The 24,233-nt window shown below is 33.7% G+C and carries 17 protein-coding genes; 3 read left to right on the top strand and 14 right to left on the bottom strand.

Annotated elements, in window-relative coordinates; translation table 11 throughout:
* Nucleotides 1–2: 2 nt before the first annotated feature.
* The 8 genes from BUE10_RS19610 to BUE10_RS19570 all read right to left on the bottom strand — a co-directional run bounded on the left by BUE10_RS19610 (nt 3) and on the right by BUE10_RS19570 (nt 16,659).
* Nucleotides 3–2,282 carry a GH92 family glycosyl hydrolase gene (locus tag BUE10_RS19610; RefSeq protein ID WP_073487892.1) on the bottom strand — a complete coding sequence of 760 codons (2,280 nt, stop codon included), beginning with the start codon at nt 2,280–2,282 and terminating at the stop codon, nt 3–5.
* 143 nt (nt 2,283–2,425) lie between these two features.
* On the bottom strand, nt 2,426–4,705 hold the full coding sequence (locus BUE10_RS19605) for a GH92 family glycosyl hydrolase (protein WP_073487891.1): 2,280 nt from the start codon (nt 4,703–4,705) through the stop codon (nt 2,426–2,428).
* Between the two features lie 291 nt (nt 4,706–4,996).
* Nucleotides 4,997–6,985 carry a beta-mannosidase gene (locus BUE10_RS19600; protein WP_073487889.1) on the bottom strand — a complete coding sequence of 663 codons (1,989 nt, stop codon included), beginning with the start codon at nt 6,983–6,985 and terminating at the stop codon, nt 4,997–4,999.
* A 453-nt stretch (nt 6,986–7,438) separates the two neighbouring features.
* The gene (locus BUE10_RS19590; protein ID WP_073487885.1) at nt 7,439–8,953 is read right to left on the bottom strand and encodes a SusD/RagB family nutrient-binding outer membrane lipoprotein; all 1,515 of its coding nucleotides are present in this window, start codon (nt 8,951–8,953) and stop codon (nt 7,439–7,441) included.
* 11 nt (nt 8,954–8,964) lie between these two features.
* On the bottom strand, nt 8,965–12,057 hold the full coding sequence (locus tag BUE10_RS19585) for a SusC/RagA family TonB-linked outer membrane protein (protein WP_073488028.1): 3,093 nt from the start codon (nt 12,055–12,057) through the stop codon (nt 8,965–8,967).
* 294 nt (nt 12,058–12,351) lie between these two features.
* On the bottom strand, nt 12,352–13,362 hold the full coding sequence (locus BUE10_RS19580; RefSeq protein WP_073488025.1) for a LacI family DNA-binding transcriptional regulator: 1,011 nt from the start codon (nt 13,360–13,362) through the stop codon (nt 12,352–12,354).
* Between the two features lie 620 nt (nt 13,363–13,982).
* Complete coding sequence (locus BUE10_RS19575; RefSeq protein WP_073487882.1) at nt 13,983–15,755, bottom strand: MutS-related protein; 1,773 nt, start codon at nt 15,753–15,755, stop codon at nt 13,983–13,985.
* A 70-nt stretch (nt 15,756–15,825) separates the two neighbouring features.
* On the bottom strand, nt 15,826–16,659 hold the full coding sequence (locus BUE10_RS19570) for a universal stress protein (RefSeq protein WP_073487879.1): 834 nt from the start codon (nt 16,657–16,659) through the stop codon (nt 15,826–15,828).
* Nucleotides 16,660–16,842: 183 nt separating this feature from the next.
* Here BUE10_RS19570 and mnmE point away from each other — a divergent pair, with 183 nt between their 5' ends.
* The 3 genes from mnmE (at nt 16,843) to BUE10_RS19555 (ending at nt 20,215) form a co-directional block, all read left to right on the top strand.
* Nucleotides 16,843–18,243: a tRNA uridine-5-carboxymethylaminomethyl(34) synthesis GTPase MnmE gene (mnmE, locus tag BUE10_RS19565; RefSeq protein WP_073487876.1), complete on the top strand. Its 1,401-nt coding sequence runs from the start codon at nt 16,843–16,845 to the stop codon at nt 18,241–18,243.
* Nucleotides 18,244–18,494: 251 nt separating this feature from the next.
* Nucleotides 18,495–19,064 carry a helix-turn-helix domain-containing protein gene (locus BUE10_RS19560; protein ID WP_073487873.1) on the top strand — a complete coding sequence of 190 codons (570 nt, stop codon included), beginning with the start codon at nt 18,495–18,497 and terminating at the stop codon, nt 19,062–19,064.
* A 5-nt stretch (nt 19,065–19,069) separates the two neighbouring features.
* Nucleotides 19,070–20,215, top strand: a complete 1,146-nt coding sequence (locus BUE10_RS19555; RefSeq protein ID WP_073487870.1) for a tyrosine-type recombinase/integrase — start codon at nt 19,070–19,072, stop codon at nt 20,213–20,215.
* A gap of 22 nt (nt 20,216–20,237) precedes the next feature.
* Here BUE10_RS19555 and BUE10_RS19550 read toward each other — a convergent pair whose 3' ends face one another.
* The 6 genes from BUE10_RS19550 to traM all read right to left on the bottom strand — a co-directional run bounded on the left by BUE10_RS19550 (nt 20,238) and on the right by traM (nt 24,223).
* Nucleotides 20,238–20,486, bottom strand: a complete 249-nt coding sequence (locus BUE10_RS19550) for a hypothetical protein (RefSeq protein WP_073488022.1) — start codon at nt 20,484–20,486, stop codon at nt 20,238–20,240.
* 122 nt (nt 20,487–20,608) lie between these two features.
* Nucleotides 20,609–20,944 (bottom strand): helix-turn-helix domain-containing protein, encoded by a 336-nt coding sequence (locus BUE10_RS19545; protein ID WP_073487867.1) that lies wholly within the window; start codon nt 20,942–20,944, stop codon nt 20,609–20,611.
* 28 nt (nt 20,945–20,972) lie between these two features.
* Nucleotides 20,973–21,257 carry a hypothetical protein gene (locus BUE10_RS19540; RefSeq protein ID WP_073487864.1) on the bottom strand — a complete coding sequence of 95 codons (285 nt, stop codon included), beginning with the start codon at nt 21,255–21,257 and terminating at the stop codon, nt 20,973–20,975.
* A gap of 5 nt (nt 21,258–21,262) precedes the next feature.
* Nucleotides 21,263–22,054, bottom strand: coding sequence for a hypothetical protein (locus BUE10_RS19535; protein WP_073487861.1), 792 nt, complete (start codon nt 22,052–22,054; stop codon nt 21,263–21,265).
* 27 nt (nt 22,055–22,081) lie between these two features.
* A complete protein-coding gene (traN, locus tag BUE10_RS19530; RefSeq protein WP_073487858.1) occupies nt 22,082–22,912 on the bottom strand; it encodes a conjugative transposon protein TraN in 831 nt (276 codons plus the stop codon).
* 18 nt (nt 22,913–22,930) lie between these two features.
* The gene (traM, locus tag BUE10_RS19525; RefSeq protein WP_073487855.1) at nt 22,931–24,223 is read right to left on the bottom strand and encodes a conjugative transposon protein TraM; all 1,293 of its coding nucleotides are present in this window, start codon (nt 24,221–24,223) and stop codon (nt 22,931–22,933) included.
* Nucleotides 24,224–24,233 lie beyond the last annotated feature (10 nt).

Below are 24,233 nucleotides of genomic sequence, written 5' to 3'. Positions count from 1 at the left end.
TTTTACTTTGAAGTTGAATAAGAATATGGATACGCCTCTGATGTTGTACCTCTTTTTAAATTTGGAGAACTTGTCATATCAAAATTCAATTCTCCGCCTTTTAATACATCAAAATGATTGATATAGTTTTTAGTATAAGATGAATTATCCCATTTCAATTCATTTACATACTTGCTTACATCTGAATTATTTGGAGCGTTTATAATAAGCTGTTTTCCGTTTTCAAGCTGTAAAGTTGTTTTCTTAAATAATGGTGCACCCAAAACGTATTCTTCTGTTGCCGGACAAACCGGATAAAATCCCATTGCAGAGAAAATATACCAGGCAGAAGTCTGTCCGTTATCTTCATCACCGCAATATCCATCAGGAGTTGGTTTGTACAAACGGTTCATCACTTCTCTTGACCAATATTGCGTTTTCCAAGGCTCGCCAGCATAATTATATAAATAAATCATGTGCTGAATTGGCTGATTTCCGTGTGCGTATTGTCCCATATTCATGATTTGCATTTCTCTTATTTCGTGAATAACTGCTCCATAATAAGTATCATCAAAAACCGGAGGAGTTGTAAATACAGCATCTAATTTTGCAGTAAATTTTTTCTCTCCGCCCATCAAATCAATTAAACCCTGAATGTCATGAAACACACTCCAGCTGTAATGCCAGCTGTTTCCTTCTGTAAAAGCATCTCCCCACTTAAACGGATTAAAATTGAGTGGAAAACTTCCGTCTTTATTACGTCCGCTCATTAATCCGATAGATGGATTAAATAACTTTTTATAATTCATCATTCGCTTTTCAAGCAGATTAATTTCTTTTTTCGGGCGATCTAAAGCTTTGGCTAATTTCCAGATTGCAAAATCATCATAAGCATATTCAAGCGTTCTGGCTGCATTTTCGTTAATCTCAACATCGTAAGGAACATATCCTAAAGTATTATAATACTGTACTCCTTTTCTGCCTACGGCTTCCAGCGGGCCTTCGTTATTAGCTCCGTGCTGTAAAGCTTCGTATAAAGTATTAATGTCATAACCGCGTAATCCTTTCATATAAGCATCAGAAACTACAGAGGCAGAATTATTCCCAACCATAACGTTTCTAAAGCCCGGACTTGACCATTCCGGTAAAAATCCACCTTCTTTATAATCGTTTATTAAACCTTCCTGCATTTCTTTATTTATAGAAGGATAAACTAAATTTAGCAAAGGATATAAGGCGCGGAAAGTATCCCAAAAGCCTGTTCCTGCATACATATATCCAGGCAGAACTTTTCCGTTATACGGGCTGTAATGCACAATTTGGCCTTCTTTATTTATTTCATATTGTTTTTGTGGAAAACAAACGGTGCGGTATAAGCAAGAATAGAAAGTTTTTAACTGATCTTCGTTTGTATCTTCAACCGTAATTTTTCCTAAAACTTTATTCCATTCGTTTTTAGATTGTGCTAAAGTTTCATCGAAAGATGCTGCACCTAATTCGTTCTTTAAAGTCAGTTCCGCCTGTTCTGGGCTTATAAAAGAAGAAGCCACTTTTACGTTAACTTTTTCTCCTTTTTTGGTTTTAAATTCAACTATTGCGCCTGTGTGAAGTCCAACTGCTTCTAATTTATCTTTTGTCAGGACTTTATCAATCCATGTAGAATTGGCTGCAAATGGTTTATCAAATACTAATACAAAATAGTTTTTGAAATTTTGAGGAACACCGCCGCTATTACGGGTTGTATAGCCAATAATTTTATTTTCTGACGGAATTATTTTGATATATGATCCTTTGTCGAAAGCATCTATTACAATTGAAGACTTTTCGTTTTCTGGAAATGTAATCTGAAAATGTGCTGCTCGTTCTGTTGTTGTAATTTCTGTTGTTACATCATAATCTGCCAAGTAAACGCTGTAATAATACGGTTTTGAAACTTCTGCTTTATGACTAAACCAACTTGCACGTTCATCTTCGGCGAAAGCCACTTTACCTGTAACGGGCATAATTGAAAACTGACCGTAATCGTTCATCCACGGTGAAGGTTGATGCGTTTGCTTAAATCCTCTTATTTTTTCTGCGGTATAGGTATACGCCCATCCGTCGCCCATTTTACCGGTTTGTGGTGTCCAGAAATTCATTCCCCAAGGTCTGCAGATTGCGGGATAGGTATTTCCGTTTGAAAGATTATGCAGCGACTGTGTTCCCATTAACGGGTTTACATATTCTACGGGTTCTTTAACTTGTGCATTTACAGAAATGCAATACTGTATTAATCCAAAAAAAATTAAACTTTTTATTTTCATAGTTTTTACTTTTTATGCCATACGCTTTAAGCTTTAGGCTTTAAACTGAACTTTAAATTTATACCTACAAGGTTTTTAAAACCTTGCAGGAAAATGAATGGTCTTACTTCTTAAATCTAAAATCTAAACTCTTAAATCTAAAATCAGTTAGGTCTATTCTCTTTCTTTACTCCAAATGTCAAGGAAGGTTTGCTTCCCATATATAATTTCAAGTCTCCCCCTTGAGCTATCATTTCCTGTGTGATATATGATTTTGTATACGGTTGTCCGTTATACTCAGCACTTTGAATATAGATGTTATCTGCACTATTATTAATTGCATTTATGGTAAATGAAATTCCTTTTTTATAATTTATAACAGCAGTATTTACTAACGGGCTTCCTAAAACGTAAATTCCGTTTGCAGGATTTACAGAATAAAATCCCATTGAAGATAAAACATACCAAGCCGACATTTGGCCTAAATCTTCATTACCGCATAATCCGTCTGGTTTTGTGGAGTAGAATTTATCATCAATTTCACGGATTAATTTTGCTGTTTTCCAAGGCTGTCCTGCAAAAGCATACAAATACGGAATATGATGATTTGGTTCATTTCCATGAGCGTACTGTCCAATTAAACCGCTGATATCTGGTGAAACATCTTCTCCTTCAACTTTATCAGTTATTAAAAACAGAGCATCTAGTTTGTTTAAAAAGCTTTCTTCACTTCCAAACAAATCGATTAAACCATACGGATCCTGAGGAACCAACCAAGTATACTGCCACGCATTTCCTTCTACATAATCATCTTTTCGGTGTGCTGATGAAAGCGGATTAAATGGTGTTCTCCATTTTCCATTGGTTAATTTACCTCTCATGAAAGTGGTTTCTTTATCAAAATAAAGCTTGTATAAATTGGCTCTTTTGGTGAAATAAGCGTAATCTTCTGTTTTATTTAAGGCTTTTGCCATTTGTGCAATGCAGTAATCATCAATTGCATATTCCAAAGCATTTCCAACAGATTCCAGCATTTTATCGGCTGGGATATATTCTAATTTTTGAACATAATCCATTCCGTCGCGAGTTTGCATGGCTGTTTTTTTGATGGCTTCGTAAGCTAATTCGGTATCATAATCACGGTATCCTTTTAAGTAGGCATCAACAATAACGGCAATTGAATGATTTCCGTTCATTGTGTTGGTTTCATTACCCATTAAATGCCAAACCGGTAATCTTCCTTGCTGCTGATAAATTGCCAAAAATGATTTAACAATATCATTAATTTTTTCCGGCTGTGTAATGGTATATAAAGGATGCAGACCGCGATACGTATCCCAAAGTGAAAAAGTAGTGTAGTTTGTAAAATTCGCTTTTTCGTAAACTTTTTTATCTGCTCCCAGATAATCTCCGTTGGCATCATTGAAAATTGATGGTGCAAACATGGTGTGATACAAGGAAGTATAAAAAACTTTCATTGTTTTTTCGTCTCCTTTTATCTGAATTTTATTAAGTTCTTTATTCCATTTTGAATTGGCTTCTTTTGCTGTTTTATCAAAATCCCAATTCGGAATCTCGGCTTTTATATTCGCTGCGGCGTTCTCTGAACTTACTGGAGATATTCCAACTTTTACCAGAACTTGTTTATTTTTTAAGGCTGCAAAATCTAATACCGCTTTCATTTTTAAACCTTCGCCTCCATTACCTCTTACTACTGCGGTACTGTCGTGTAAAGCAATATTTGCAATTGGTTCAGAAAATTCCATGGCAAAATAAATACGCTGATCTGCCGCCCAGCCTGCTGAATAACGATAACCTTCAATTTTAGTTTCATCAACTTTTCTTATAAAGGTTTTTACGGGTCTGTCCCAACCAATTCCGTCTGCAAGGTCTACTAAAACATGAGCATCATCATCTGAGTTGAAAGTGTATTTATGAAAACCTACTCTTTCGCTCGCCGTTAATTCTGCTTTGATGTTGTATTTATCTAATAAAACGCTGTAATATCCAGGTTTAACAATTTCGTTATTATGGGAGAAGTAAGAGCCATAACCAGTTGTCATGTCTTCTTTTGTTCCTTTGGTAAGTGCTGCTTTTCCTGAAACTGGCAAAAGCAAAATATCATTTAAATCGCCAATTCCTGTTCCGCTTAAGTGTGTATGCGTAAAACCTAAAATTGTATTACTCGCATAATTATATCCGCTGCACCAATCCCAGCCTTCAAAAACATTTACTGGCCCTAACTGCACAGCTCCAAACGGAACATTTGCACCAACAAATACGTGACCGTGACCCGCAGAACCTATCAACGGATTTACATATTGTGTGTAATTTATATCCGTTTGTTTTAGTTGTTTTGTTGGTTTTGCCTTTTTATGCTGTGATATTACTGGATTGGCAAAAAATAGGCTTAAAGCTAAAAAGCCGCTAAATATTATTCTCATGTATTTTTATTTTTGATTGCGTATTGTTTTAGCCCACTGATGGAACGGATTAAACAGATTGACGCAAATGTTTTTTTAATTTCTTTGTGTTAGACGCACTGCTGTGCGCCTCTACGGAAAATCTTTGTCGCTTTTATTATATTGGTTTAGCCCACGGACGACACGGATTAAACGGATTTACACGAATGTTTTTTAATTTCTTTGCGGAGATGCACAGCTGTGCGTCTCTACGGAAAACCTTTGTCGCTTTGTCACTTTGTCACTTTCTTAGCAACTTAGAATCTTAGCATCTTAGTACCTTCCTAAAACCTCATATAATGAAAAAACCTTAATCTCTGGGTTAACAATTTTCCCTTCAAATGAAATTATTTTCTCTTCTCCGGCGGCTAAATCTATATAATTATCGCTCCATTTTCCGGTGTATCTTTTCATGGAAATATAAACATATTTTGCCTGCTTTTGGGCTTTTAAAATTACTTTATTTCCTTTTATCTGCCAGCTTATTTTCGGGTCTTCTAATTTTAAATCTATTGGGCGTGTAAGATCAATTTCTGGCGTTTTATCATCTCTGTAAGCTTCCCGAATGGCATACCAGGCCGCTTTTGGCTGTCGGTTTTCATAATCTGTTATGCTCCAGCTTGCAACGGGCCAGCAATCGTTTAACTGCCAGACTAAAGTTCCCATATTATAAGGCGCTTTAGACCGATGAATACCTACAATATTTTTTATCGAATAATATTGTAAACATTGTGTCAGATACGTATAATCTTCCACATTCATCTTTTTTATTTTGGTTGAATCGATAAAATATCGGTTCAAATACGAATTCAGTTTTATAAATCCTTTGCCTGATTTTTGATGTGCATTTATTACATCTGAATATAAATGTCGGTCTTCCGGCAATGTAAAATTTTCTGTAGAAGAATAATTCGGCATAGACAACATTCCATATTCGCTCACAAATCGTCCTGTTTTTTTCTGTGTTGCTTCAATATCTTCTAATCCCCACCATAAACCCCAATAATGACTGTCGCCTTCTGTAATACTTTTTTGTTTGGACCAATGATGTAAAGGTGAAGAACTTAAGTACGGACGTTTATCATCGACTTCTTTAACCCATTTTGGAATACTATCCTGAAATAAACGAACGTAATCGTGCCACAAACGGGTTGAATCTTGTTTTGACAATTTCATGCTTCTCATCCATCCCCAGTTTTTAAAGGCTTCGTCTGATTCGTTATTACCGCACCACAAAACGATACTTGGATGATGACGCAGACGTTTTACCTGATATTGTACTTCTTCTTTTACATTATCAAAAAATGCTTTATCGCCGGGAACCATTGTGCCAGCAAACATAAAATCCTGCCAGACATTGATGCCGTATTTATCGCATAAATCATAGAAATAATCATCTTCATAAATTCCGCCGCCCCAAACACGAAGCATATTCATATTGGCATCTTTGGCAGATAAAATTACTTTTTCGTATTCTTTTTTGGTTACGCGAGAAAGAAATGCATCTGACGGAATATAATTAGCACCTTTCATATAAACCGGTTTTCCATCTATTTTAAAATAAAAAGATCGGCCAAGACTATCCGGTTCTTGTACTAATTCAATTTTACGATTAAGAACGTATGGTTTCTCTGGAATTTTTTCGTTATAAGCCTCAAGTCTAGGTATTTTCCATATTCCGCAGGTTGTGAATTTTGGTCCCCAATCCCATCCAAAATGATACTGCGCTTTGCGAACATAAGCACGAGGATTGTCCGGAATTTTAAATGGCAGATCTTTTTTAGCAAGTGAATCAGCAACATTTTGTGCCGATTGAAATACTATAACTAAATTATTATCGCCAGATTTGAGTACTTTTTTAACATCAACACGCCATTGACGAAACATATTATCGGCTTTTAAAACCAGTTGATTATTTAGGTATACAGATGCATACGTATCTAATCCGTCAAAAACCAATTCTGTGTTTTTCTTTTTCAGCATTGCTGCTGTTGCCTTAAATGTGGTTTTATATTCCCAGTTTTTAAGTTCTATCCACAATAACTTTTTTTCGTTGTCCCTGTAAAATGGATCCGGAATTAATTTATTGTTCAGTAAATCGGTATGGATTTCGCCCGGAACTGTCGCTGGAAACCACTTTTGTGTTTTTTCTTCCCGATAACTCCAATTGTTCTTCAAATCAACATTTTGTGCAAGGGCAGTCAATGAAAAATTTGAAAGACAAAGGAAGATTAACCCAAGAAGTTTTGTTTGAAAATTCATTTTATTCTAATGCTTTTTATACCTTTTAAAGTTACTAAAAAAGGTACAACTATTTAATCATTTGGCAGTTTAGAGAAGGAATTGAACGTACTAAAGTTATTCCTTCTCCTCAGAATTTATTTTTTTGCTATTAACTCAAAAAACAACTAGAAATATTTTCCTTTACTACTGCCTTATGTATTATTTTAATTTGATGCAGATTAAGTTATTTTAATTCTGATTATCAATGAACTTTAAAACATCTGTATTGTTCTGAGATTTTTTTAATTTTTGAAAACAATCCCATCTTTTTCAGCAGAAGCACTCTTTGCGGCTGCGAAAAAAAAGGTTTTTAAATCAATAAATCAGACTCGTTTAATACTGATTGTTATTGGCGCATTCATAAAGAGATTTAAAAATAAGCCGGGCATGCTCAGTACCCGACTTATTTTAACTAACCAACCAATTTAAAAATTATTTATCCCACCAGATTCTAGTGGTCATTAAATCTAAACCTTGACGTTGAATTGCTTCTCTATAATTAGCCCCGTTTGTTACAAGCTCTGACTGATCATAAATTAATCTTCTTGGAATAGTTCCCTGAGTATCTCCTGTTGGGTCATTAACCGGAACTAATACTGGGTAACCTGTTCTTCTGTATTCTGAAAATGCTTCAAAACCATTGAACAATAAAACAATCCATTTTTGAGTAATAATCTGCTCGATTTTTTGTGCATCTGTTCCAGCAGTTTTAAAAGGATACGTTGTGATGTAAATGTTGTATTCTGCAGGTGTAACAGCAGGTACTTTATCTCCAAAAATCGTTAAAACGTTCATGGCAGCTCTTACTCCGTTGTCGTAATAAGTCTGTGCAGATCCGCCAACACTCCATCCTTTTACTGAAGCTTCTGCCAATATAAATTGAACTTCTGCATAAGACATAATTAATGTAGGTGCGTCTAAACGTAATACTGTTGATGTATTAGGATCTGAGAAAAGTTTTTTGTCTCCTCCCGGAAATTCTTTAGCATCATTTGCCAAACCTTGCTGACTTGCAGGGTTGTTATCTCCAGTTGCTTCAAGTTTTGCATAAATTCTTAAACGTGGATCGTTTGTATTTTTCAATAAATCGATAAATGTTTTACTGAATTTGATGTTTGATTCTCCACCATTTAAGTCATTTCTAACCCATGAAGAAGTAATTGGATTTGTTTTAACCCCAGCAGGACCTGCATCATGTTTTAAAACTAAACTGTCATCGTTTGAAGTAAAAACTCCTTTTGAGTACGCTTTTTCTACATATTCTTTTGCTTTCGCAGGATTTACTTTAGACAAACGCATCGCTACTCTAAGCATTAAAGAGTTTGCTAATTTTTTCCATCTTGCTACATCACTTTGGTAGTACAAATCGGCATTGCCTACAAAAGGTTTAGTCGCATCTAAAGCAGTTCCTGCTTCATCTAATTCTTTTAAAAGATCATTGTAGATCGCTTCTTGTGTATCATATTTTGGAGAAAAAACGTTTCCGTTATATCCTTTTCCAGCGTCGAAATAAGGAACTTCACCATACGTATCTGTCAATTTTTGGAACAAGAAAACTTTCATGATTCTACATGCCTGAATCATGTTTGAATTTTCAGGAGTATTGTCTACTACAGATAATAATTGGAAAATCTGATTTAATCCTTTTCCGTATGTTTCTCCAAAAAGTGCCGCTGAATATTCAGAAGAATACGTGTACTTAGAACCTGGTCCTCCAAGTGAAGAAAACTGTTGTACAATTTGCGCTGCGTATAAGTTATTTCCTCTGGTATTAGAAAAATCCTGTCCGTCAACATAGATCTCAGCAAGTGTAAACATTGATTTTACAGCCGGATCTGTTAAAGCATTTGGATTCTTATTCATTTCTTCGAATCCTTTATCACATGAAGCTAATGTCAATACACTAACAATTGCGACACAAAATATTTTTATATATCTATTTTTCATCTTTTTAAATATTAGAATTTGACATTAAGAGCAAAACCATAATTTCTTGTCAATGGCATTGAAGCTCTCTCCATACCTTGTGCATTACTATTAGAGTAGTTTGACTCTGGATCAATATTTGGCACTTTGTCATAAATTGTCCATAAATTATGAGCAGAAAATGCTAAACTAACAGACTGAAAAGGTGTTTTTTGTAAAAACATTTTTGGGAAATTGTAAGCAAAAGAAATCGCTCTTAGTTTCACAAAATCAGCATCGTATACAAAGTTTGACGTTACATCACTATAACTTCTCCAGTAATCGTATGCAGAAACTGTTGTGTTAACTGCATTTCCGTTTACATCTTTTCCGCTTACTGCCACACCGCCTTCACGACCTGGAAGTGTGATTTCAGATAATCCGTAACGAGCTCCTAACTGGTTTGTAGCAGAATAGATTTCTCCTCCAAATTTAGCATCAACAAAAACCGAAAGTGTAAAGTTTTTATAAGAGAAATCATTTGATAATCCCATTGAAGTTGGTGCAACACCTTGTCCAGCAGTGATTAAATTTCCTCTCATGAATTTACCATTTGTATCAAGTACAATATTTCCGCTTGCATCTCTTAAATAATCATAAGCTTTAATTATACCAAAAGGCTGTCCTTTTTCTAAAACTACAGAAGCTCTTCCGTCTCTGTTTCCTTCTAATGATTTTGTTGTAATTTTATCAGAAAGACTGACAACCTCACTATCGTTATAAGCAAAATTATAACCCACAGTCCATGAAAAATTTGGTGTTTTAATTGCTTTTGCTGTAATAGCAAACTCCACCCCTTTATTCATAATTTCTCCAACGTTGATTTTTGTTGTTCTGAAACCAGAAGCCATAGAAATATCTGCATCAGCGATATCTTTTGTAGTTTTCTTTTGATAGAATGTCAAATCAGTACTTATTCTATTATTAAAGAATGTATTTTCAAAACCAAATTCGATAGTACTTACATTATAAGGTTTTAAGTATTTGTTTGGAACTACATCTCCATTAATACCTAAAATTGGCTGTCCTAATGAGTCAGTTTGTCCGTCTGGCGTAGTATAAGTCAATGTTAAGGCATAAGCTTCTTGCAAACCGCCACCTACATTACCCCATCCTGCTCTAAGTTTACCATAAGACATCCATTCTGGTAAATTAATAACTTCAGAATAAATAAAACTAGTACTTACAGAAGGGTAAAAAATACTGTTATCCTCTATACTTAAAGTTGAAAACCAATCTTGACGACCTGTTAAACTAAGATATAAGAAATCTTTATACCCTAAATCTGCCGAGTAAAAAAGAGAGTTTACCTGTCTTTCAGAAAACAATTTTTCAGTTCTGTCCGGCTGTGTATTAGCATAGAAATATTCAAATGGAACAATGAAATTATTTCCTTTCATTTTGATACCGCTGTATCTGTTATCCTGACGGTTTGCTCCTACAAAGGCATCCAATGAAAGATTTTTAACGATATCTCCTTTGTATCCTAAATATCCTGAAGCATTTACTTCTGAACGGTTTTCTATTCTGTTTTCATAAGATCCACCAGGACTGTAATTAATTCCTGTTGGCTCAATTTCAGTATATTCATAATTGATATCATCAATTCCAATTACACCTTTTGCATAAATCTTATCCGTAATATTGTAAGTTACTTGTGCAGAACCAATAAAACGCTTTCTAAGATCATCATTTAATGGTGAATCTACAGCAAAGTAAGGATTTGTATGATATACGTTTGCTCCTAAATAATCTTCTTCACCGCCGTTTGCATCGTATGGATTACTTAACCATCTAATATCTGTAGCTGGTGTCATGAAAGTAGTTGGGAAAGACGGGTTTCTTGGTGAATCGTTCAAATAAGGTCTGTTATGACTTTTCTCAGAAATATATTGTGCATTTGTCTCTACAGTGATTCTTTTATTTGGAGATGAATTTAAACTCAAAGCCACGTTATTTCTACCAAAAGTAGTTCCAGGCATGATAGATTCATCTTTAGTATTTCCGAATGACAATCTGAAATTTGTTGTCTCATTTCCACCAGAAAATGCTAAAGTATTACTGAAAGAATACCCAGTTCTGTAGAAATTTTCAACATTATCTTTTCCGTATGCTTTATATGGTCTGGTTGTACCGTCTAAACCAAGAGAAGGAGTTCCGTCATATTTGTCACCCCAGGCAAAATAGTACGAATCTCTAAGTTCCTGCAAATTGGTAAATCTTGTTGGAACGCCACTTGCATTTGGAGCTCCTGACCCATATTGATCCTGCCAGTTCAAAAGACTCGCCGGAGTATTAAAAGTTGAATTTGTGCTAAAATCAACTCCTACACCTGTTCTGTTTTTACCTTTTTTAGTTGTAATTAAGATAACACCATTTGATCCTCTGTACCCGTAAAGAGCAGAAGCGGCACTACCTTTTAATACTGACATAGAAGCAATATCATCTGGATTGAAAGAAGACATACCGTCTCCCTTGTCGGCACCTCCCCACATTCCTGCATTTCCCTGCTGTGTATTGTCAATTGGAATTCCGTCTACAACATACAATGGCTGGTTAAGCCCAGAAGCAGAAGTTGCTCCACGAATAACAACACGGCTTGAACCAGATGGTCCTGTAACCGGCGCAGAAACGTTTACCCCTGCAATTTTACCTTGCAAAGCATTTCCTAAGTTAATTTCTTTATTTTTTGTCAGGTCGTCGCCTTTAAGTTCTCCAACGGCATAACCCAGACTTTTCTTTTGTTTTTTCACCCCGAAAGAAGTTACTACAACATCTTTAAGTTCTTGTGTAGTTTCTGTTAAAGTAACAGCAACTCTTGTTTCATTCTCCTGAAGTACTACTGACTTTGACTCAAACCCTATAGAAGATACGTTTAGGGTAACTTTACCTTCAGGAACATTCATTCTAAAGCGCCCTTCGGCGTCTGTAATTGCACTAAATGGTTTTCCTTGAACCTCGATTGATGCGGCAACAATTCCTTTGTTCTCTGCATCTGTTACTATGCCTGTTATTAATCGGTTTTGCGCTGCGGCACTTAAGCTGCTCAACAATACCATTGCTAACACTGCTAATATTCGTTTCATAAGCATTCTTTTTGGTTATTGGTTTTGGATTTTGTTTTGTTTTGTTTCGTTTGTGTTTTTGTTTTGTTTGCTTTAAATAATTAATAAAATTTTGAACTCAATTTTGGATAAAAGACCTTGCTGATAGTACGATGAATATTCAAAAAAACGCAGCTATTTCAAGGTTTTTACTATATAAATATTTCTCAGAAAATCAGCTGTAACAGCAGTAAAATCTAGGAATATTTTCACTAAAACGATTTAGTAAAATGATTAAAAAAAAGCCTAAACTTTTTTGATCATTTTTAATTTATGTTAAACTGATTCTCTTACAATCAATCTTCCTTTTTTGAGGATTTTTTCTATTTTAAAATCATCAAAATTTGTCATCTGGCTCATGAGCAGTTGTATTGATTTAACTGCTATATCTTCAATGGGCTGAGCTACTACCGAGATCGTAGGTGTATGCAGTTTGAAACTATCATGATCATCAAAACTGATAACGGCTATATCTTCTGGAATTTTGTATTTTAAACTCCTAAAAGCCTGAAGTCCCGCAAGTCCAAGATAGTTGGCCAAAAATAATACAGCATCAATCTCTGGATTTTGTTTAAAAAAACTTATAATCGCATCAATTCTATTTTTTTCACTCGAGTGATAATCTAATTGCAACGTATAATTCTCATTATAAATTCCTTCTTCTTTTAACGCTTCTATATATCCTTTTTCCCTTAATTTCATCTGGATCATTCCAGATTTATTATTTACAACGGCTATATTTTTTCTGCCTTTTTCAATCAAATATTTCACTGCAGAATAAGAGCCTTCATAATTATCCATCAAAACGTGACTTACTTTTTGATTGGCAAAATACCTATCGATCAATACAACCGGTTTTTGCATTTTTAAAAGCATGCCAATTGTTTTCTCTAAATTTCTGGTTGGTGTAATAATAAAACCTTCAACATTTGCCTGCAGAAGACTTTGAATCAATTCTTCAGAACGATCATTATCATCACCCGTACTGCAATAAAAAACCCTGTAATCAATATTTTTTGCTTCATCCTCAATTACTCGTGCCAAATCTGCAAAAAATTGGTTCGAAATATCCTCCACAATAAGCCCAATCGATCTTGTTTTTCCAGTTCGTAAACTGCTGGCAATCATGCTTGGTTTATACTGAAGTTTTTGGGCAACGTCCTGAACTTTTTTTATTACAGCCGGACTAATGGCCATTTTCTCGCCTTTTCCATTGATAACAAAAGACACTGTAGAAATAGATACTTCTGCCTGTTTAGCAATATCTCTAATTGTAATCTTTTTCATCAAGTATTATATTTATTGTTGTATATTTTAGTACATCGCAAATATAACAAACGAAACTTACAAAAACGTTTTAGTAAAATTTATTTTTAATAAATCGTTAATTTATTGCTAAAATAAAACACAATACTCAGTAAATACTGGTTTTTAGTTAGTTATTGTCATTTTGACTTTTATCACGCTTTTAGTAACTTTTATGATAATTTGATAAGGTTTTGATGGGGTAAAAAAGTTGCTTTTTATGCCAATTTTAAAAAAATAGATCTAAAAAATTGAGTTTAATTTTAAAGATATTTTGAAAATAAAGTAAAAACTGACCGAAAATTGTAAAAAAAAATGCCTGACGAATATTAATAATCGTCAGGCATTTTTATAAGTAAATTTTTTGTTTCAGGTTTGAGGTTTCAAGTTGCAATCTTGATGTGCAATTTTAACGCAAAGCACGCTAAGATTTTTTACAATAGATTGTATCTACAATACGCAAAGTTCGCAAAGCTTTGTACTGATCAAGCTTTGCGAACTTTGTTTTTTATAAAACCTTACATTAAAAAAACCTTAGCGTGCTTTGCGTTAAAAAAACACCCAGCTCGGAATCTAAAATCTACATTCTAAAATCTAAAATTCTAAATCACTCCCATCTTCTGCATTAAAAAAGTCGCGCTTTTATTTTTACAGATTCCGCTGCGGAGTTTATAATCAAAATGCAGTTCGTTATTTTGAATTTCGACTTCAAAACATTGATTAGTTAAAGTATCAGGATATTCGTTAGTTGTTAAGCAGACTTCAATATCGTGTGTTGCAATGGCACCAATTGCTTTTTTTGCAATTACTTTTTTAACTACTTCAATAGTTCCGTTACGTTTATCATCAGAATTTGTTCCTCTTAAAATTTCATCTAATAAAACAAAGGCAGGTCCTTCTTCCAGGGCATCCATAATTTGTTTCAAACGCTTAATTTCTGCAAAGAAATACGATTCGCTGTCTGCCAAAGAATCCGATAATCGCATTGAAACCAATACTGGAAGTGGATGAATATTAGCTTTTGAAGCGCAAACAACTGAACCAATTCCGCCAAGAACCATATTGATTCCTAAACTTCTTAAAAAAGTACTTTTTCCAGACATATTAGACCCGGTTAAAATCATAAAAGATTCCGGATAAAAATGAGTATCATTCCCTACTCTGGTCGCTGGATTTAATAACGGATGACCTAAATTTTCAAACCCAATTTTATATTCTGAATTGATTTCCGGAAAAACAAAATCTTCATTGTTGAACGCTAAATTTGCAAAACTATTTAAGGCTTCAAATTCACCAATAATGTTAATCCAGTTCTCTAGTTCATGCGCATAATCTTCTTTCCATTTTAAAAGCGCTTTTAAAACATGCAGATTAAATAGAAATGATCCGTTAAAAACAATCGCAGTAACAAAATTATTGATCGTATCCATTCTCGAAAACAACTCTGACAATTGTTTTAAATGAGAACTCGCCGATACATTTTTAGAAACTAACTGTTTTTGTAATGCAATTAGTTTTTTTGATTCAAATTTTTCCAATTCTATCTTTTGCACTAATAAACTATAATGCTTAATAGTTTTATCAATATTATCTGCTTTGGCAATTTCAGATTGAATTCGTTTTAATGATCTTCCTAAAACAATCAAATTGAAAATAAAAACATAAGTCGCGTAAGATAAAAGTATGGCTTTTGAAGTAATAAAATAAGCAATGACAAAACCAAAAAAGAGTGCCGGAAGAATAATCGAAAATGAAACTAAAACTTTAGATAAAGAATTATTTTTAAATGAAATCCAATGAATTAATGAATCATAAGAACTTTTACTGTCAGTACTGACAATAGCAAGAGCTTCAAAATCCTGACGCCAGTCTATTTTGGATTTTAATTCATTTATTGCTTCCTGATTTTCAAGAATAACTTCATTAGATGATAAGCTTAATAATTTATCTGCTAATGTTTTTTTACCTATAAAAACAGCAGTTCTGTTTAAATTCTGGAATAAAGAATGTTCTCCAAAAATATCCAGATCATAAGCATAAGGATGATGAAAATCGTTGAATTCAAATCCGTTTTCAAACGGAAGCTTTTCTCTTTTTAAATACGATATTTCATCTTCATTAATTTTTAAAATAGCTTTTGTCAATTCTCTTTTAAAAGACAATTTCGAATGGATTCGCATTAAAAAAAGAAAACCGGCAAAAGATAAAAAAGCAGTTACGGCATATCCAATTTCATTAGTTTTGATGTAATAAAACAACATAAACAAACAAAAAAATATGCTTAAAAGTCGTAAGAGACTTATGCTGTTGTACCTTTTGCTGGTTTGATTAAAAACTTTTGAATAATGCTCGACCTTGCTTAAATATGCTTCCATTTTTTAAATTTAATGAAATACAAATATAGGTTTTACACTTACAAAAAAGCTATACATTTAAAGTAGAATTTTAATTCTCATGCATTATCAATACTGGAATAGAAACTTCTTTTGTGATTTTTTGACTAAAACTTGAATCAAAAATAGATTCAAAAAAAGATCGTTTATGCGTAATTGTAGTTAAGATATCGATGTCTTTAAAAAGCACAAAATCAAGAATTGTTTCTTTTACTTCGTCACTTGGCAACACCAGGAATTCTACATTTTCGTTGGCAAATTCAGTCTGCCATTCTTTAATAGTCATATCCGAAACATCTGTGCTTGAAGATCTAACGTACAAGCTTTTTACTTTTGCATCAGTTTTCTTCGCAATTTTAAGAACTTTTCTAAGTTCCGCTTTATCTTTTTCACGATATCTTGTTGTAAAACCAATTGTTTTGATTTTCCTGAATTTAGCATCAATAGGAACACATAAAACCGGAACTTTTACTTCTGAAATTACCGAATTAGTATTTGATCCGGTAAAGAATTTTGTCCAGTCAGAAACACCTGTGGTTCCCATTATTACAAAATCAATTTCATCTTCTTCAACGGCATTTTTCAGGTTGTAAATCAAATCACCATCCATCAGTCGGTGTTTTATTACGATGCTATCAAGATTACGCTCGGCTGCAATTGCCCGAAGTTTTGGGATTTCATCCTTAAACATTTCAAATTTTGCCAATTCTATAGAACTGTATATCGATGCATAATTTTCTGGAAAAAACTGGCTGTCATAAACCGGAATCTCAAATGTATGCAATAAAATAAGTTCGGCTTTCACAACTTTGGCAAATTCTAAAGCATGTACAAACGCATTTGTAGCTGCTTCAGAAAAATCGGTAGGGAATAATATCTTTTTCATTTTATTTCAGATTATAGGTTTGTTACTCAAATTTAATCATTCTAAATGCAAAACAGCCTGATAATTATCAGGAATTTAACAGTTAATGATTTCTTAAATAATTACCATTTTCAACCTTTTTACAAGATAACTAACCTGTGATTAAGACTTTAGAAATTTCTGCTTTTTTCTTACCTTTGCACCATGATAAATCAAGATTCTATAGTGGCATTAGCGACTCCATCTGGAGCCGGAGCTATTGCTATCATTCGTATTTCAGGCGCTGAAGCTATTTCAATAGGAAATTCTGTTTTTAAATCCATAAAAAATAAAGACTTAACGAAGCAAAAAACACATACGTTGCATTTGGGTCATATTGTAGATAATGAAAAAACGCTTGATGAAGTTTTAGTTTCTGTTTTTAAAGGACCAAATTCGTATACAGGCGAAGATACTATTGAAATTTCCTGCCACGGATCTACTTATATTCAACAGCAGATTATTCAGTTATTATTGCGAAAAGGCTGCCGAATGGCTGATGCAGGAGAATTTACGTTAAGAGCTTTTTTAAACGGAAAACTGGATTTATCACAGGCAGAAGCCGTTGCCGATTTAATTTCATCTGATAATGAAGCATCTCACCAAATTGCCATGCAGCAAATGCGCGGTGGTTTCAGTAATGAAATTGCTAAATTACGTGAAGAGCTTTTGAATTTTGCTTCTTTAATTGAATTAGAACTTGACTTTGCTGAAGAAGACGTAGAATTTGCAGACAGAACACAATTTCATGAATTATTAAACCGAATTGAATTTGTTTTAAAACGATTAATCGATTCGTTTGCAGTTGGAAATGTTATTAAAAACGGAATTCCAGTTGCGATTGTTGGTGAACCAAATGTTGGTAAATCGACTTTATTAAATGCATTATTAAATGAAGAACGCGCCATCGTGTCAGACATAGCCGGAACAACCCGTGATACTATTGAAGATGAATTGGTAATTGGCGGAGTTGGTTTTAGATTCATCGATACAGCCGGAATCCGTGAAACTAAAGATGTTGTAGAAAGCATCGGAATCAAAAAAACTTTCGAAAAAATTGAACAGGCACAGGTTGTAATTTTCTTGTTTGATGGTTTCAAGTTTCAGGTTTCAGGTTCTGATTATATTGTCGAAATTGAAAAAGTTAAAAATAAATATCCTCTAAAACCAATTTTGGTTGTTATAAATAAGGTTGATTTATTGAGCGAAAATGAAATTGATTTAATCAATAAAAAACTCGAAACTTTAGAATTAACACTTTTAAAAATTTCTGCAAAAGAGAAAATTGGCGTTGAGGAATTGAAAGACAAATTACTGTCTTTTGTAAATACTGGAGCTTTACGTAACAACGAAACTATTGTCACAAATACAAGACATTATGATTCTTTATTAAAAGCTTTAGATGAAATACAAAAAGTAAAATTCGGTCTTGAAACAAATCTTTCAAGTGATTTAATTGCGCTTGATATCCGTGAGGCTTTATATCAATTTGGACTTATTACAGGTCAGGTTTCAAATGATGAATTACTGGGAAATATTTTTGCTAATTTCTGCATCGGAAAATAAGACTGTAAAACAACACAAAACACATTACTAAATAAAACGTTAAAATACTATAAATAAACATTATAGCATTTTTTTATGCGGTTTTCTATTTGGAGGAAATACTATTTTTTGCATATTTTTGTATCTCAATTGTACCTCAAAATCAATTCGTTACGATCAATATGAAATTTGGACAAATTATGTCCCTTAAGTTCCCTTAAAGGAACTTATATACTCTTATTGAGAAAATATTGGGGCAAATTATAAAAGAGATGAGTTCAAATATACAAGTGACCAGAATCTGTCAATTTTGCGAAAAAGAATTTACAGCAAAAACAACAAAGACAAAATTTTGTTCTCTAACATGCAGCAGTAAAGCGTACAAAAGAAGAACCAGGCAACAGAAAATAGCTAGCAGTAATCTTGAAACAACAACTATTAGAAGCAAGCCAATACTTGATCTTAAAGACAAAGAATTTTTAACTGTAAAGGAAGTGGCTTTACTGCTTGGTTTTGCACCAAAGACTATTTACCGCTTAATTAACGAGAACAAAATTATTGCTTATAATTTCTCCCAGCGGATGACAGTAATTAAGAGATCTGAATTAGACGCGCTATTTCAGATTATCGAACCTAATTATGAAATTGTAATACGCCCAAAAGAAAAGAAAAAAAATACAGAGATATCAGACTGTTATACTATAACAGAGATTCAGCAGAAATTTAATATTTCAAGTGGCGCCCTTTATAACATCATCAAGCGAAACAACATTCACAAGTTTACCAAGGGGAAATTCACTTATGTTGCTAAAGCGGATATTGAAACAATATTTAAAAAGTAGTTATCGTGGTACAAAAAATTAATATAACACTTAGAAAAAAGGCCATATCAAAAGGCAGAAAATCTCTATACCTGGATTTCTATCCTCCTATTAAACATGGTCAGACTAATCAGCTAACCAGGCGTGAGTTTTTAAAACTTTACTTATATGATAAGCCAAAAAGTGCAGTTGAAAAAATGTCAAATGAAGAAACACTAAGAATTGCCGGACTGATAAAAATTAGAAGACAAACAGAACTTAATAAAGATAATATTTATAGTGAATTTGAAAAAGAACAGCTATTGATGCAGGAAATAGCCGCAGAATCTTTTCTTGACTATTTTAAAAAAGAAGCAGAGAAAAGAAATGGTAATAATTATCAGATATGGATTATCTCAATTGGATATTTTTCAGATTTCCTAAATAACAATGATATCACATTTTCTGAAATTACAATCCAGTTGATTGAAGACTTTCGCCTATATCTGCTAAGAGCCCAAAGCAAAAGAAATCATGGGAAAAAATTATCCAACAATTCTGCACTCAGCTATTTCAATAAGGTTAAAGCAACACTGAAAAATGCTTACAAGGAAGGAAAATTAAGATCCGATATTAACGCCGCCGTTGTCGGTATTACTGAAAAAGAGTCACAAAAAAATTTTCTGACTATTGAGGAAGCCAGAAAGCTCTTTAATACAGACTGCAAGGATCCAATTGTAAAATTAGTAAGCCTGTTTTCAATCTTAACAGGACTTAGATACTCCGATATTTCAAAACTGCAATGGTCAGAAATCCAATTTATGGAGGGATACGGTTTTTTTATTCGATTTAAACAGAAAAAAACCGATGGACAGGAAACCCTTCCAATACCAAAGCAAGCCTATGAGCTTCTTGGAGAGCCTCAACCTGGAAATGAACCTGTATTTAAAGATTTGAAAAAATGGGATTTTGACCGTACTATACCTAATTGGATTAAGGAAGCTGGTATTTCAAAGCACATTACTTTTCATTGCTTCAGACATACATATGCGACACTGCAGTTATATTCGGGTACAGATATATATACTCTGTCTAAAATGCTTGGACATAAAAGCATCCAGACTACCCAGGTCTATACAAAAATTGTTGACGAAAGAAAAAGAGAAGCTTCTGAGAGAATAAACCTCTACTAACAAATCAGAGTTAATAACCTCTTTATTTGAAAAGTGCGACAGTATCCGTTAGGTCTTCTTTGGTAATGAAAGCTTTAATAAATTCCTGGACTTCATTATTCGTTTCTGATGGAGTTTCAAAAGAATTGATATGAAAGTCTTCATCCTGATCCAGAATATGTATAATTTCGGTGTAGCCCTTAGAGATCAGACTACCTTTTAATTTAATTATATTCAACTGTTGTCTAGCATCTAATTCCTTGCGAACTTTTAGTTTTATAGCTTTATCCATTGCAAATATTTTTAAATTATAAATGATTAATTCGAAATCAAAGATAAAAATTAATTGATATTGATTTTGCCAAAAAGATAATGTTAATGGCACAAATTGTAACAATTTCACAGACAAAAAAATTAGAGTTTTAATTTTGAATGAGGATTTAATTTAACTTCTTTTGCGATTTCAAGGCTAGTCTTTACCCTGCCTGATTTTATCCATTCCTGGAGTTCCGATTTATAAAAATACAATTGTTTGCCTTGTTTGTTAACTGGTATTTCTCTTCGACATACCTTGCTGTAAATTGTAGCAACGGAAAGATTTAGCATTTTTGAAGCGGCTGAAATAGTCATAAGCTCCTCTTTCTGAATAGATTCATTAGACAAATGTTCTAGAAACTTTTCTATATTATCCAATTTTTCATATAAATGAGATACTGCTTCAGGTAACTGATCAAATGTAAAATGTCTCATAATTCAAAATATTAATTATTATTTGATTTTAATCTACAAAATAGACCTTGCTGCCTTGGGTTTTCTTGAAGGACGGTTCGTATTTAATATAACCATAATCACTTAATTCCTGAATACATTTATGATAAGTATACAGTGAAGAAATTTTGGCAATTGGAGTCAATTCTCTTCTAAATATTTGTATTGGATTAGCAAAACCCTTATCTACCCTACAATGCAGCAAAGCGGCATACATAGCAATATGCGTTGTACTGATCCTAAAATCATTCTCAATTGCTGTAAAGAAATCCGATAAGGGTTTTAAATTATCCATAACATTTAAATTGAATTACCCTGCTTCTTTTTTTTAGCGTTTTTTTTCGGACTTGAATCAGCATCCGCATCCTGATTCTGCTTTGCTTCCTTACTTTCAGTTTTAGCCTGCGTCTGGTTCTGCTTCTGATCTTTACTCTCACGGTCATTAATTCTCTGCATTGCACTATCGTATACATTAATTGTTTTGAACTGCGGATTTGCTTCAACAAACTGTTTTCTTTCTTCCCCAGCGATGACAAACGTAACGGATTGAATGTTACCTTTTTTGAGTGAGTTCATAAGATCTTCCTTGTACTTTGGGGTCTCCAGTTCTTTAATTGAATGCTTTGAAAGACTGGCTTCCAGATCGTAGCCATAATTTTGATGGTAATGATTAAGTTTGAAATTGCCTTTATCGTCTGCTTCTTTATAGTCGTACTTAAGCCAGACATTGTACACTTCTCCTTCTTTATTTTTGAGATCCTTGTTAACTGCCCTGCCTTCCATTAAATTATAGGCTTCCTTCGCTGTTATATTATTATCCCTATTAATATAAAATGTCTGCGAAAATTCAACTGGGCGTCCTTGCTTTTGGACATCCATATCATATGAATTAAAAAAGTACATATCACTCTGCTCTGACTTTTTGAAGTTTAATGAAGTTAAAACAGTATCAGTTCCATATTTGGTTTCGTGATCCAATTTAAATTCAGGGCTTCCTTTTTGGATATTCTCTACAAGTGCATTTTCCAATCCGTCGCCAAATCCAGTATATTTCAACTGATCTTTCAAGTACTCTACATTTTTCTCGTTCATGATCTTTAATTTTAAATTAGTATTTGATTATAAGTTTGACAATATTTCCAAACGAGTCAGATCACTGTTTTTGATATTTAATTCCAGATGCCTGCCTCCGTTTTTCTCAATTAACTGAAGTGTAAAAAGTTTTTTCTCCGGAATAGTGAATTTTGGTATTGCAAAAACAAGAGTTAACTCCGAATTATCTGAGATTTTAGAAATATTTGAAGTTGCAGAAAGTGGCAGTATTTCCAATTCCTGTGAGGCTGTACGTTTTGATTTTTTTTGATCCCTGATAAAAAAACGCAGCTGGTCTACATCATAATTAATTCTTGAATTATTTCCAATCAGTACTCTGAAATACATTACATCCTGATGTATGAATATCCCATTTACCCTGAGCTTTAGAGAAAACTTGCTTGCACCGAGTCCTGACACTTTTTTTTTCTTTGACAATGCCAGCTGGGAATATTGCTGAATTTCTCTTTGGTTTTTATGCTCTGCAGAAAAAAGTACATCTCTATCTAAGTTCGGACCGAGTTCTAGTGTTAAATTTAAAGTGGGACACAGCTCATCAAAATTTAAAACGAAACTGTAGAGCTTTCCATCTGAAGTAACAACAGTCAGGTTAGTCTGTGTAAAGTTTTGTTTGCCAGCCTTTAATAACAATATATTTTCTACTCCTTTTGCTTTTTGAACCAAAATATCCTGACTACCTCGATCCACACTTTTGACAGCGTATGGAAATACAATACTAGTGGTTTTAGCGTAACTTAACTGCACATTATTAGCTTTAATGCTTTGATTATCCTGAGCAGATACAGCAATAGTAATTATAAAAATTCCAATGGTTAACCATGATTTAATATTTTTCATCTTTTAAATATTTTAGTGTTATTTGGCATTTTTTTCTTTCTCATCATAAAGTAATACCTGATAGCCTGCTTTTACAGCCACCTTTATTAATTTTACTTTTTTACTCAGAAGGGTTTTGGCAGCTTCAACACCCATTGTTGCCGCCTGTGCGCCCCATGAATCATTCAATCCTTCAATACCAATACTCTGCATAGAACGGTCTGCCGAGGCTTTTGCAACATCTCTGTTTATAGCTCCGGGAATATAGATACCACTAATGCCATCCATATCATAAACAGAGAGTTCAACAGGAAAAATCGAATTCTTAAATTTTATTGAGCTGATCTTAACTTCCAGCCTCTCCCCTTTTAAAGTAGCTGTTCCAAAAACAAAACTATTTTTTGGAATCAGGGTCCCATTAATAAATACATCGCACGTTAATCTGAGCTTTACTATGGAGCCGTTAATAATAGACTGCGTTTCATGAACCACCGCTTCCAGTGCATTTTGAATCTCATCATTTACACCGGTATCCTCTAAAGAATAAAAAGAATTAGCTTTTAGTGTGGCTGGGTGATTTATACCTGTACCTTGTAGTGAGGTAATATGCTCTTCCTCTACCTTTTTATTGACAGCAAACACTTTTCCCTTTTGACTTTTTGAGGTTTGCCTTAATCTCTGCTGTACACGCTCAGGATGCTGAATATCAAGAATATTCTCCAGCATTCCTCCGAGCTGTTTGAGTTCAGGATCCGGTTCTGAAGGTGCATTCATTACAGACATCACCTGTTCTAAACTTTTCATCTCTTGTGATGCAGTATCGGTAGAATTTCTATATTCAAATTCTCTCATGTCCTGATCAGTATCTATGAGTTTTGGAGGCTCAGTAATTGCCTTTTGAAGCGCTTCTAATTTTTGATACATTTTCTGTTCAGTCTCACCCCTTAGAGAACTTGTGTTTAAAGCTGTTTTTCCTTTTCTAAACATTCCAGGATCTATTTCCAATTCGTTTGAAACCAATAAAGAATCATGAGAAAATCCAGTTATTGAATAATTTGGATCTTTTTTGATCTGCTCTTGTAGTTTTAGAGAATCAATTGCTGCCTGATCATAATAGCTCATTTTATCCAACGACGAATCTTCCTTGAATTTAGGATCAGGAAGAGCGATATTAAAACCTCTTTTATCCTCTGTTATATTAACAGCAGCAGTACCTTTGCCTCCACCTAATGTCCAAAATAACATCGTTAAAAACGGGAGTATTAAGATAGGCAGCACAAGTAGCATTTTGCGCTGTTTAAGCTCTTTGATTGTTATTGTTTTCTTTTCCATGTGTTTATTT

It is taken from the genome of Flavobacterium sp. CF108, from assembly GCF_900129795.1.
Lineage (GTDB): Bacteria > Bacteroidota > Bacteroidia > Flavobacteriales > Flavobacteriaceae > Flavobacterium.
This window is presented reverse-complemented; position numbering and strand designations above follow the sequence as displayed.